This is a genomic window from Pedobacter agri PB92, from assembly GCF_000258495.1.
Taxonomy (GTDB): Bacteria; Bacteroidota; Bacteroidia; order Sphingobacteriales; family Sphingobacteriaceae; genus Pedobacter; species Pedobacter agri.
Map to the genome: position 1 here is coordinate 1 of NZ_AJLG01000143.1, position 12,775 is coordinate 12,775.

The following is a 12,775-nucleotide window of genomic DNA, read 5'->3' on the forward strand; positions in this document are numbered from 1 at the left end:
CAAAGACGGTAAACAATAAATAAAGAGAAAAAAATTTACTATAAAAAGTAGACCGCTTTCCTTCGCTTTTATACTGTAAATCAATACAAAAGCCATACAAAAAATAAGCTTCACAATTACCGACCCTAATATTGCTACTACGCCTGCTTCCGGGTTTTTATGAATACCGATATGAGCCAATAGATAAGCGATGTAAGTTATTCCTCCTAAAAACCCAAAGATGAGCCAAAAGCTGGGCACCAAAATATCTGAAGCAGGAAGAATTTGTGGTATAAGAACAACTATACCGATCATTAAACCAACGAAAATTAAATATACGCTTGTAAATTTGGCCAGAGTCAATTGAAAAATAATTCTTTGCGGTTAAAAACTGCTGCAAAGATAGGGATTTTAATCACATTTTTGGTAAGCGTATCGCAGCAAAATGTTTGATTTTTAATTTGTTGCAGCACACCACAGGATGAATCAGGTAAACTTCTAATTTATTTTGTTACCTGTCTAATCACCTGGTAAAGTGCTATGCCTACTCCTAATAAAGCAAAAGCTGCAGTGATAATCTTGGTTTCACTATTTCTATGTTCATCAATTTTATAACCAATAAAAGTGAGTAAACCAATGGTAATGATCATCTGAAAGCCTATGGCAGAATATTTTGCGGCTGCATTTACTTTTTTCTTTGTATCGTCTTCTTTAGGATTTTCCATTTTTAAATGCAATAATTAAGTTAACTTTGGATAATTATAATTTGCAGCCAAATAAAATATTTTTGTTAAAATTTTGTTTATTGTACACCCACTAACGCAATTTATCATACTTGAAAAAACACTCTAACAAAGCATTAAATCCCTTCCTCCTCCTCATCAGCCTGCTTTTCATCTATGGCTGTGTAGCAAATAAAGATACTGCTATCGACCGTAAGTTTCAAAATTTAACGGCAAGGTATAACTATATCTATAACTCAAATGTTTTGCTAACTGAATATAATGAGGGATTACTACAAAGCTATACCGATAATTACGAAAAAATTTTACCAGTTTATCTCGATCCAGAGCCTCAGGTGAATCTGGTGCTTACGCCTGGCACACCGAATAAGCAATTAGATGAGGTCATCACCAAAGGCCAAAGTATCATCAACGATAAAAGCTTTAGTAATTATATTGATGATGCCTACATGTTATTGGGTAAGGCAAATTATTTAAAAGGAAATTATTTTATTGCATCAGAGTATTTTGATTATGTAGCCAAAACGTACAACAATAATTTAAAAACGTTTGTAATGGCCATGAACTGGAAAGCACGTAGCCAAATGGAACTTAATAACATGGTTGTGGCGGATAAAATCCTAGATACCATGTTACGTGCTGCCGATAATCTGAAAAACGACATTGCTGAGCCACTGGCTACCACAGCGCAAATGAGAATTTATCAGAAGCGGAATAAAGAGGCTATGTTATTGCTTGAAAATGCGGTTCGTTTGGGCGACGATAAGCAATTGCGTATTCGCTGGCGATATATTCTGGCACAACTTCAGGAGCATGAAAATGATCTTCAAAATGCCTTTATTAATTATACTAAGGTAGAAAATAGTAACGCACCGTTTGAAATGTACTTCCATGCCAATTTGCAACGCATTAAAGTAAGAGCGCTAATTAGCGGTTATAAGGTTGATGAAGATAAAGCATTGCTGGCGTTACTGAAAGACGATAAAAATTTTGATTATACCGACCAGATCTACTATCAGGTTGGAGAACTTTTTTTAAGGGAAGGCAAATTTACCAAAGCCGAAGAAAATTATCAGAAATCAGTACAGAAAAGTACGAAAAATCAAAACCAAAAGGCTTTATCCTATCTTAAAATTGCTGATTTAAATTTTAAGGAGTTTAACAACTACATCAAGGCGAAACTTTATTATGATAGTACGGTAATGATTTTACCTAAGAATTTTCCGGATTACGACAATATTGTTAAAAAGGCTGATAACTTAAAGTATTTAACCGATCGTTATACCATTATCGCGAAGGAAGATACCGCACAAATGATTGCCCAACTTCCATCTACAGAAAGGGAGGCAAGAATTAAGAATTATTTAACGCCTAAAGTAGAGGTGGCAAATGTGGCTGTACTCAACAATCAAACGTTAAACAATCCGGATTTTCCGAACCAGTCGCTTAATTCGCCTCAGGTTGCTGCAGGTAGTACTTTCTATTTTAACAATAATGCGGCGATAAGTACCGGCTTTGCTGATTTTAAAAGGCGCTGGGGGAACCGACAACTGGAAGATAACTGGCGCCAAAGCCAAAGATCATCTGCACAGGAGAATACACAAGTGATGACCGGCGGCAATGTTGCCAACACCATTACACCTGCAAATGGAAATAATGTGCAATCTTCAACAGATCAAACATCACTCGAGAAGCAATATCTTGATGCGCTACCATTAACACCTGCTCTAATTGCCGCATCTGATCAAAAAATTATCGATGCTTATTTCGAAATTGCCAGTTTTTACCAACAGGAGTTGAATGATAAAAATGAAGCAAATAAAATTTATGCAGAGTTGTTACGAAGATATCCAAATAACAACCATCTGGATGCAATATATTACAGTTTGTATCTCAATAATAAAGGAGTTGATGAAAACAGATCGAACGAATTCAGACAGCTGGTGTTACAGAAATTTCCAGAGTCGAACTATGCTAAAACCATTTTAGATCCATCTTTTTCGGCGAAGCAAAGTACCATGGAAAACATTGCAAACAACAATTACAATGTTGCCTTCGAAGCTTATGCTAAAAAAGATTATCCAGGCGTAATTAAACAAGCAAACGATAACATCAGTGCTTTTCCTGATAACGATTTGGCACCACAGTACGCTTACTTAAAGGCAATTGCTGTTGGGCGTACAGCCAAGCTCGACCCTTTATTAACGGAGTTCAATGCGATTACGACACTCTATCCAAACGATTTAATTGTTACGCCTTTAGTGCGTGATCATTTAAAATACATCGAAGCCAATCTGGCTGAATTTAAACAACGCCCCGTGGCTTTAATTGATTTCGACTCAAATGAGCCTCGATTTGTGAGTCAGGCAAAACCCATTGCGGTACCAGCAAAACCGCTTAATAACGATATCAATGCTGCTGCGGAAGAAAAACCTGCCGAGACAATTGTAAAACCGGTTGAAAAACCAGCAGAAGTTAAGCCTGCTGATGTAGTAAAACCAGCAAGTATTTTTAGCGCAGCTACTTCAAACGAATACTATTATGTAATTGATGTCGCAGATGCGAGTTTAACTTTAAGTTCATCACGTTTTGGAATTGGCCAGTTTAACCGAGGTAACTACCCTGATAATGATTTGGCGCATAAATTGATTGAGCTGGATAACGATCAGTTGATTTACGTAACCAGCTTTATTGATTTGGAAGATGCAAAACTTTACGAGTCAAGCATCATCGGGCAATTAAAAAATATTATGAAAGTGCCTGCAAATCTTTACAGAGGCTTTATTATTAGTAAAGAAAACTTCGAAAAGCTGAACAGCAGAGATCGCATCAACGAATATTTAGAATTTTTAAAAGATAATTACAAGTAGTATGCATGCTGTTGAACGCAGCAAAAATCCGGTTCGTTAAAATTTTAATAAATTTGCGGCTAAAATAAGCTTCAATTGATTAGCTTTTGAACTAATTACAACACAAAATGAATAAATCCCTTTCTGCACTAGAAACAAGAAGATATAGTTTAATCATATGGAAAATAGTGGTTGGTGGCATAGCACTTTTTGCCATTTTCATCTCAATGATTGGAATGGGGCTTTTTGGTGCGCTACCTTCTTTCAGAGACATTGAACACCCAAAAAGTAATCAGGCTTCTGAAATTATTGCCGAAGATGGCCGCCCGTTAGGAACTTATTTTGTGCAGAACAGGTCGAATGTTACGTATAAAGATATCTCGAAGAACGTTATCAACGGACTTATTGCCACTGAAGACACCCGTTTTAAAGAGCACTCAGGAATCGACTTCAAACGTACATTTACCATTATTGGCTATAACCTGATTGGCAAAAAGCAAGGTGCAAGTACCATTACGCAGCAGTTAGCCAAAAATCTTTTCCCAAGGGAATCAAATTTGAATTTCTTTTCATTGGTATTAACCAAGTTTAAAGAATGGATTGTAGCGGTGAAGCTGGAACGGAATTATACCAAAGAAGAGATCATCACCATGTACTTAAACACGGTCGACTTCGGTAACCAGGCTTATGGCATAAAATCTGCCGCAAGGGTATATTTTAATACCACTCCAGATAAATTAACCTTAACCCAGGCTTCAACTTTGGTTGGGATGCAAAAGGGGATTACGATGTACTCTCCTACCCGCCATCCGGAGCGTTCCAGAACCAGAAGAAACACTGTAATGGCGATGATGGTAAAATCGGAATTATTAACCCAACAGGAATTTGACGAGCAGAAGGAAAAACCACTGGGCTTACACTTTAATGCGGCAACTGTTAATGATGGGATTGCACCCTATTTCCGGTCGGTATTAAAGAATGATATCAAGACAATTTTTCAGGAACAAGGGATTACCAAACCTGACGGAACACCTTACGATCTGGATCGTGACGGGTTGAAAATATATACAACCTTAAATTACGATATGCAGGTATATGCCGAGGAAGCTCAGAAAGAATATATGAAGGTTCTACAGGCTCAATTTATCAATAGCTGGAAGGGTAGAAATCCTTTTAAAGGAAAAGATTTACAGATTGAGCAAGGCGTTAAAAGATCAGATCGTTATAAATCGTTGAAGCTGGAAGGTAAATCTGACGAAGAGATCAAAACTGATTTTAATACCAAAACCGAAATGACCATTTTCACCTGGAAAGGAAACATTGATACGGTGATGAAGCCTATTGATTCGGTACGCTATTATAAAATGTTACTGCGTAACGCCATGATGACGATGGATCCGACCAATGGGCATGTTAAGGCATGGGTGGGCGGAATTAATTACGAACATTTCAAATATGACCAGGTAAAAATGGGTACCAGACAAGTAGGTTCAACAGCGAAGCCATTTACTTATGCAGTTGCAATTGAAAATGGTTATTCTCCTTGTTATACGGTATCAAACACGCCTGTAACCATCGAAGGTTACGGTGAAAACTGGACACCAAGAAATTCTGGAAAGCCTTTACCAGGAAGCATTACTTTACAAAAAGCATTGGCTTACTCACAAAACTTTGTTACCGCATATTTAATGAAGCAGGTTGGTCCGGTTGCAGTTTCTAATCTCGCTACCAAAATGGGCATTCCAAATGTTCCAGCCTACCCATCCATTTGTTTGGGAACTTTTGATTCATCAATATTTAATATGGTAGGCGCATACGGGGCTTTTGCAAATAAAGGAACTTATACCAAACCAATTTATTTATTAAGGATTGAAGACAAAAATGGTGTGGTACTGTTCTCGCAAAAAGAAATACCTAAACCTATTATGAGCGAGGAAGTTGCCTATGTGATGACCCGAATGCTGAAAGGCGTGGTTTCAAATGGAACAGGTTCGAGGTTAAATTATAAGTATAAAGTGAATGCACCAATCGGTGCAAAAACAGGCACTACTCAAAATAACTCTGACGGTTGGTTTATGGCGATTACTCCACAATTGGTAACCGGAATCTGGACGGGATGTGAAGACAGAGCCTTCCACTTCATTAGTACTAACCAGGGTGAAGGAGCAAATACGGCGCTTCCAATTTTTGCCGGCTTCATTAAAAAGGTTTATGCTAACCCGGCTTTGAAAATTAGTCATGCAGATTTTGAAGCGCCTAAATCAGGTGTATCTATCACTTACGACTGTAACCAATACCAGCAGCAGGAAGAAGGCACAACCGAACTCGACGAGAAACTGGGTTTTTAATACTCCTGTCCGCGTGAAGGATAGTAGTGGAAATCCTTTTGTGTTGCCTTGAGCGTAGCCGAAAGCAACACAAAAGATTGTAACGGATAGCCTGACCCTTTGCGCAGCTTAGGGACACGCCAAAATTCTCTTAAACAACATTAATCCTTATCCGTTTTAGATTAGGGTTTCGCATTTGAATTCTATTTTTTGTAACTGATGAGCACTTTTGACCATAAAACCGCATTAACCGCAATTCCGCACAAACCCGGTGTATACCAATACTGGGATGCCGATGGAAAGTTGATGTATATCGGTAAGGCGAAAGATCTCCGAAACCGGGTTGGTTCTTACTTTAATAGCGATAGACAGCAATTTAATGGTAAAACGAGGGTGCTGGTTTCAAAAATCAGAAAAATAACTTTTACCATTGTTGATACCGAAATTGATGCCTGGTTGCTTGAAAATAGCCTTATTAAAAAGCATCAGCCTAAATTTAATATCAATTTAAAGGATGATAAAACCTATCCCTGGATTATTGTAAAGAATGAACAATATCCACGGATTTATTGGACACGCAAAGTGATTAAGGATGGCTCAACTTATTTCGGTCCGTACGGATCGATCGGTATGATGCACACCATTCTTGATTTAATAAAGGAAACTTATCCGTTAAGAACCTGCAGCTTGCCGCTTAACGATAAAAATATTGCCGAAGGTAAGTTTAAAGTTTGTTTGGAATATCAGATTGGGAATTGCAAGGGTCCGTGCCAGGCCTACCAGAGCGAAAGTGATTACGATCAAAATATCGTTGAAATTAAAGAAATTTTAAATGGTAAAATCGGGAACGTAATTCGCGATGTAAAAGGAATTATTAAAACCGCTTCTGAGGAATTAAATTTCGAACTGGCACATCAATACTCCCGCAAACTGCAGGTATTGGAGAAATATCAAAGCAAATCAACCGTGGTAAACAGTGCCATTACCAATGTAGATGTGGTAAGCATTGCATCTGATGAGCGATACGCTTTTGTAAATTACCTCAAGGTGATGAACGGTACCATTATTCAAACTCAAACCATTGAAATTAAAAAGCAACTGGATGAAAGTGATGATGAACTTTTGATTACCGCCATGCTGGAATTCAGAACAAAATTTAACAGCACTTCAAAAGAAATCATTGTTCCTTTTGAACTTTCTTTGGAAGATGAACGACTTAAATTTACTGTTCCTAAACTTGGCGAGAAGAAAAAGTTGTTGGAACTATCTCAAAAAAAATGTGCTGTTCTTTAAAAAGGAAAAACTCAATCAGTATGAAAAACTCAACCCCGATTTAAGAACCGACCGCATATTAACGACAATGCAAAAGGATTTGCGGTTAACGCAACTACCTAAACACATTGAATGTTTTGATAACTCGAACTTTCAGGGAAAATATCCGGTTTCGGCTATTGTGGTGTTTAAAGATGCAAAGCCATCGAAAAAAGATTACCGCCATTTCAATGTTAAAACCGTTGAAGGACCGAATGATTTTGCCACCATGGAAGAAGCCGTTTTCCGTCGTTACAGGCGAATGCTTGAGGAAGACCAACCTCTTCCGCAACTGATTATCATAGATGGTGGTAAGGGACAGCTTTCATCAGCGATGAAAAGTTTAAAGCTTTTGGGCATAGAAAATCGGGTAACGGTGATCGGCATTGCGAAAAGATTGGAGGAATTGTTTTATCCCGGAGATTCATTTCCACTGTATTTAGATAAAAAATCGGAAACCCTAAAGGTAATTCAGCAGCTGCGTGATGAAGCGCACAGATTCGGGATTACTTTCCACCGTAAAAAACGCGATCAGGGAACACTTAAAACTGAACTGGAGCAGATTGAGGGCATCGGCAAAACTACTGCCGACAAACTTTTAAAGCATTTTAAATCTGTTAAAAAAATAAAAGAAGCTACTGAAAAAGAACTTGGTGAAATTTTAAACAGGAAGCAAATGTTAACCCTGCAGGAATATTTCAAGCAGGAATAAAACTACCATTTGTTAAAATTTTCGAAGGCTACACAAATTTAAACTTATCTCCATCAAACAATCCCTTATCGCTTAACTTTAAATGTGGAATCACCAGTAGCGCCATAAAAGAAAGTGTCATGAATGGTGCTACCAATGTAGCGCCCAGTTCTTTTGAGAACTGATCGATTGAGGTGTAAAGCGCAGCGACTTCGTAACCGTTATGATTGCTCATTAAACCCGCAACAGGCAAAGGCAGCACTTCTTCTTTTCCATTTCCTAAAGCCACAACACCACCCGTTTCTTTGATTACCAGGTTAACTGCAGCGCAAATGCTATCATCGTCGACGCCAACTGCGATAATATTATGGCTATCATGAGCCACGCTTGATGCTATTGCACCCTCCTTTAAACCGAAGTTTTTTACAAATGAAACAGCGATAGGCGCATGATGATAGCGGTTTACCACAACCATTTTCAATATATCGTTTTCTAAATCGCTAATGATGTTTCCATTAGAAACTTTAGGCGCCACTGTAAGCTTGTTCGTGATCAATTGACCATCTAAAGCCTCGATCACCAGAATTGTTTCCTGGCCTGTAAAAGCATAAGCAAAATCTTCCACCTTTTTAAAACTGCAATCGAAATGATTCACTGATTCTTTATCCTGATCATGCTTTATCCAATCGCCGACAACCTCACCGTTTTCTGATAGCAAAACGCCATCAATATAGGTTTGCTTTATCTTAAAGTTTACTAAATCCTCCGCAACAATGAAATCGGCAAAATTGCCAGTTTTTAATGCGCCAACATCCAATTTATAATGAAGAATCGGATTAATACAGGCCGCTTGTAAAACGTTAAAAATATCGATTCCTTTGGCCACTGCTCTGGCGCAAATTTCGTTGATATGGCTTTCAACCAGACTATCTGGATGTTTATCGTCACTGCAAAACATCATCATATCAGGCCAGTCATGAAGCAGATCGATCAACGCCTCAAAATTTTTGGCAGCACTTCCTTCGCGGATAAGAATTTTCATACCACGCTGTAGCTTATCCAATGCTTCTTCTGCGGTAAAACATTCATGGTCTGTAGAAATTCCTGCATCAATATATTGTTGAACCGCATCGCCACGCAAACCAGGTGCATGTCCATCAACAGGCTTACCTAAATCATGCGCTGCTGCAATTTTTTTTAAAACCTCTTCATCTTGATGAAGCACCCCGGGAAAATTCATCATTTCACTGAGGTATTTAATTTCCGGACGTTCTAAAAGCGCCTTCACGTCATCATGATTCAATTCAGCACCAGCGGTTTCAAAAATAGTGGCAGGAACACAGCTGGGTGCACCAAAGTTAAACTTGAAGGGAACAGTATTGCCGTTTTCAATCATAAATTCCACGCCTTCCATGCCGCAAACGTTAGCAATTTCATGCGGATCGCTAATGGTGGCAACCGTTCCATGAACTACTGCAAGCCTTGCAAATTCGCTTGGTATGAGCATGCTGCTTTCAATATGAACATGGCTATCAATAAAACCAGGAAGGATGAAATGCGCTTCATCTCTCCTTTCAGATATTTTATGGATGGTATTTTATTTTTCCATCTTCTACCTCTACTTCACCAAAGAAAATATTTCGATCGGTAATTTCAACGATGTTTCCCTGGATTTTAAAATTGCTCATGATATCTGTATAACTGTGTGAATTGATTAAGCGGTTAATCGCCAAATTGGTAATACAATAACTAACCAATTCATACAATTACAACTCACAACCCTCTTTAATATTTTAATAATTTTTCAATCGTTTCTGCCAGTCTGGCTTTTGCCAAAAACCCATCTTCTAACGCTTTATTCATTGGAATTGCAGTATCTAAACTGGCACAACGCATGATTGGCGCATCCAGATGTTGAAAGCAATGTTCGCCAATCCACGCCGAAATTTCTGCGCCAAAACCATTGGTCAGGGTATCTTCATGTAAGATTAAAACCTTGCCAGTTGATTTTACAGCAGTACGAACAGCTTCCTTATCCCAGGGTTGTAACGTACGTAAATCAAGTAGTGTCGCTTCACTTTCCGGATTATTCTTCAGATAATCTAACGCCCAATGAACACCTAATCCGTAGGTGATGATGGAAAATTTATTTCCATCGGCAAGCTTAACTGCCTTTCCTATTTCAGTGGTAAAATATCCATCCGGAACAGCAGTGGTTAAACTTCTATACAAATATTTATGTTCGAAATAAATAACCGGATTCGGATCTTCAATTGCGGCCAGCAACAAACCTTTTGCATCTTCAGGAAAAGCCGGATAAACAACTTTTAAGCCGGGCGTTTTGGTAAACCATGCCTCGTTACTTTGTGAGTGAAATGGCCCTGCACCAGTACCAGCGCCTGTAGGCATACGCACTACAACATCGGCTTTTTCAGCCCAACGATAGTGCGTTTTAGCCAAATTGTTTACAATCTGGTTGAAACCAACAGTAACAAAATCAGCAAATTGCATTTCTACAACAGCCTTGTAACCATTAATTGACAAGCCTAAACCTGCACCAACAATAGCTGATTCGCAAATTGGTGTATTGCGAACCCTGTTCTTCCCGTATTTAGCCGTAAAACCATCGGTAATTTTAAAAGCACCGCCGTAATCCGCGATATCTTGTCCCATCAAAACCAGGTTGGGATACTTTTGCATTGCCAAATCTAACCCATCAGTTATGGCATCTAAATATCTTTTTTCTGTTGAAGCCTGATTGGGTTCAACTACTTTTTGTTCATATGGAAAATACATGTCGTATTCTTCCTGGCTAGCATCAACTTCCGGTTCGGGTTCATCAAACGCTTCTTCAACTTCTAATTCAATATCTTTTTTGATTTTTGCCCTGATATCGATGATCGAATCGGCTGTTAAAATTTGTTGCTCAATTAGAAAATTTTCGTAGTTACTTAACGGGTCTTTCTTTTCCCACTCATCAAATAACTCCTGCGGAACGTATTTTGTGCCTGATGCTTCTTCATGCCCACGCATTCTAAAAGTTAAACATTCCAATAAAATCGGGCGTGGATCTTTACGAATTTCATTAGCCAGTTGATGGATGGTATCGTAAACTTCGAGAATGTTATTTCCATCAATTTGCCTGCCTTCTAAACCATAACCAATGGCTTTATCAACCAGGTTTTTGCACCTGAATTGTTCTGATTTTGGCGTAGACAGACCGTAGCCGTTATTCTCGATGAGGAAAATAACAGGTAAATTCCAAACCGCTGCCACATTAACCGCTTCATGAAAATCGCCTTCGCTGGTGGCACCTTCGCCAGTGTAAACCAACGTTGCTTTTTGCTTACCAGCCAGAACATCGGCTAATGCAATGCCATCCGCTAAGGCCATTTGCGGACCGAGATGAGAGATCATCCCAATGATTTTATAGTCTTGCGTACCAAAATGGAAAGAACGGTCGCGGCCTTTGGTAAAACCAGTGGCTTTGCCCTGCCATTGCGCCATCAATTTTTTTAAGGAAATATCTCTGGTAGTAAAAACCCCAAGATTGCGATGCATTGGCAAAATGTATTCATCGCTTTGCATCGCTAATGTAGAACCAACTGCAATAGCTTCCTGACCGATGCCTGAAAACCATTTCCCAATCCTTCCCTGGCGCAAAAGCTTAAGCATTTTCTCCTCAACCATTCGAGGGTAAAGCAATCTTTTATATAAATTTAACAGGAATGTGTCGTCTTTATTGCCGCGGTTAAATTGCATATTTGGTTAGATATTTTGTTAAGACTCTTTATTCTTCTTCATTTCTTCAAATTGTTTGGAGAAAGATTTATCTGCCACTTTCGGCATTTCCCGGTATTTACCCCAGCTTTTTCTAAAGAAGCTTTTAAGCATAAAATTTTTGAACTTTCCACCGAAAAAATCCATCCACTTCCGTTTCTGCATCATGCGGTTAAACATCCCCCAGCCCATTTCTTCTATTTTACCGTTTTCATGTGTAGCTGCAGCATCTCTGCGGTTGAGCAATAACATTTTATGGATATCGATTTTAACGGGGCATACTTCAGAGCACTTTCCGCATAAACTGGAGGCATAACTTAAATGTTTAAACTCCTCCATACCTTTTAAATGCGGTGTAATTACCGAGCCAATTGGTCCGCTGTAGGTGGTATTGTAAGTATGACCACCGATATTTTTATAAACCGGGCAAGCATTTAAACATGCACCACAGCGAATGCAGTACAAGCCTTGTCGCTGGTCTTTCTGTGCCAATAAATTTGTCCGCCCGTTGTCTAAAAGAATCACATACATTTCTTCGGGGCCGTCGGTTTCGTTAGGTTGACGAGGTCCGCTTAAAATGGTATTATAAACCGTTAAATTTTGTCCTGTTCCATGAGAAGCCAGTAAAGGCCAGAACAAATCCAAATCGGCCATTGAAGGAATAATCTTTTCGATGCCCACAATGGCAATATGTATTTTTGGAAACGTGGTACTTAAACGGGCATTTCCTTCATTTTCTGTAATGGCGATACTTCCGGTATCAGCAATTAAAAAGTTTCCGCCACTAATGCCGATATCAGCATTCAAATATTTATCACGAAGTAATTCTCTTGCTTTTTGAACGAGCTGTGGAGGTGTCGCATCAATTGGTGTTCCAAATTTATCATGAAATAATTTGGCGATATCAGTAGCACTTAAGTGCATGGCAGGCGTAACAATGTGGTAAGGTGCCTGCCCTAGTAGCTGAACAATGTATTCCCCTAAATCACTTTCTAAAGATTCGATTTGATTACTTTCCAGGAAATCATTTAAATGGATTTCTTCGGTGGTCATTGATTTAGATTTGATCACCGTTTTGCCGTTATTCCGCTTAAT

At 38.8% G+C, this 12,775-nt stretch carries 7 protein-coding genes and 1 pseudogene; 3 read left to right on the forward strand and 5 right to left on the reverse strand.

What is annotated here, in order from left to right:
• The coding region (locus tag ON09_RS26205) for a hypothetical protein (RefSeq protein ID WP_238533726.1) at positions 1-294 on the reverse strand (294 nt) is incomplete at its 3' end.
• A gap of 188 nt (positions 295-482) precedes the next feature.
• The gene (locus ON09_RS17835) at positions 483-704 is read right to left on the reverse strand and encodes an AtpZ/AtpI family protein (protein WP_010602430.1); all 222 of its coding nucleotides are present in this window, start codon (positions 702-704) and stop codon (positions 483-485) included.
• 110 nt (positions 705-814) lie between these two features.
• Between ON09_RS17835 and porW the strand changes: the two genes are divergently transcribed.
• The 3 genes and pseudogenes from porW to uvrC all read left to right on the forward strand — a co-directional run bounded on the left by porW (position 815) and on the right by uvrC (position 7,921).
• Positions 815-3,592: a type IX secretion system periplasmic lipoprotein PorW/SprE gene (porW, locus tag ON09_RS17840; RefSeq protein WP_010602431.1), complete on the forward strand. Its 2,778-nt coding sequence runs from the start codon at positions 815-817 to the stop codon at positions 3,590-3,592.
• A gap of 107 nt (positions 3,593-3,699) precedes the next feature.
• A complete protein-coding gene (locus ON09_RS17845) occupies positions 3,700-5,919 on the forward strand; it encodes a transglycosylase domain-containing protein (RefSeq protein WP_010602432.1) in 2,220 nt (739 codons plus the stop codon).
• 198 nt (positions 5,920-6,117) lie between these two features.
• A pseudogene (gene uvrC, locus ON09_RS17850) lies at positions 6,118-7,921 on the forward strand (excinuclease ABC subunit UvrC).
• 28 nt (positions 7,922-7,949) lie between these two features.
• On the opposite strand, the gene ade reads toward uvrC, so the two are convergent.
• The 3 genes from ade to ON09_RS17865 all read right to left on the reverse strand — a co-directional run.
• Complete coding sequence (gene ade, locus ON09_RS17855; RefSeq protein WP_010602433.1) at positions 7,950-9,407, reverse strand: adenine deaminase; 1,458 nt, start codon at positions 9,405-9,407, stop codon at positions 7,950-7,952.
• A gap of 278 nt (positions 9,408-9,685) precedes the next feature.
• The gene (locus ON09_RS17860; RefSeq protein ID WP_010602435.1) at positions 9,686-11,662 is read right to left on the reverse strand and encodes an alpha-ketoacid dehydrogenase subunit alpha/beta; all 1,977 of its coding nucleotides are present in this window, start codon (positions 11,660-11,662) and stop codon (positions 9,686-9,688) included.
• Positions 11,663-11,680: 18 nt separating this feature from the next.
• A partial coding sequence (locus ON09_RS17865; RefSeq protein WP_029204436.1) for a lactate utilization protein B occupies positions 11,681-12,775 on the reverse strand: 1,095 nt, incomplete at its 5' end.

What these genes read in the sequence shown, in the direction of transcription:
- ade (WP_010602433.1), bottom strand. Translation starts at nt 9,407, where the DNA reads ATGCTCATACCAAGCGAATTTGCAAGGCTTGCAGTAGTTCATGGAACG.
- ON09_RS17845 (WP_010602432.1), top strand. Translation starts at nt 3,700, where the DNA reads ATGAATAAATCCCTTTCTGCACTAGAAACAAGAAGATATAGTTTAATC.
- ON09_RS17835 (WP_010602430.1), bottom strand. Translation starts at nt 704, where the DNA reads ATGGAAAATCCTAAAGAAGACGATACAAAGAAAAAAGTAAATGCAGCC.
- ON09_RS17860 (WP_010602435.1), bottom strand. Translation starts at nt 11,662, where the DNA reads ATGCAATTTAACCGCGGCAATAAAGACGACACATTCCTGTTAAATTTA.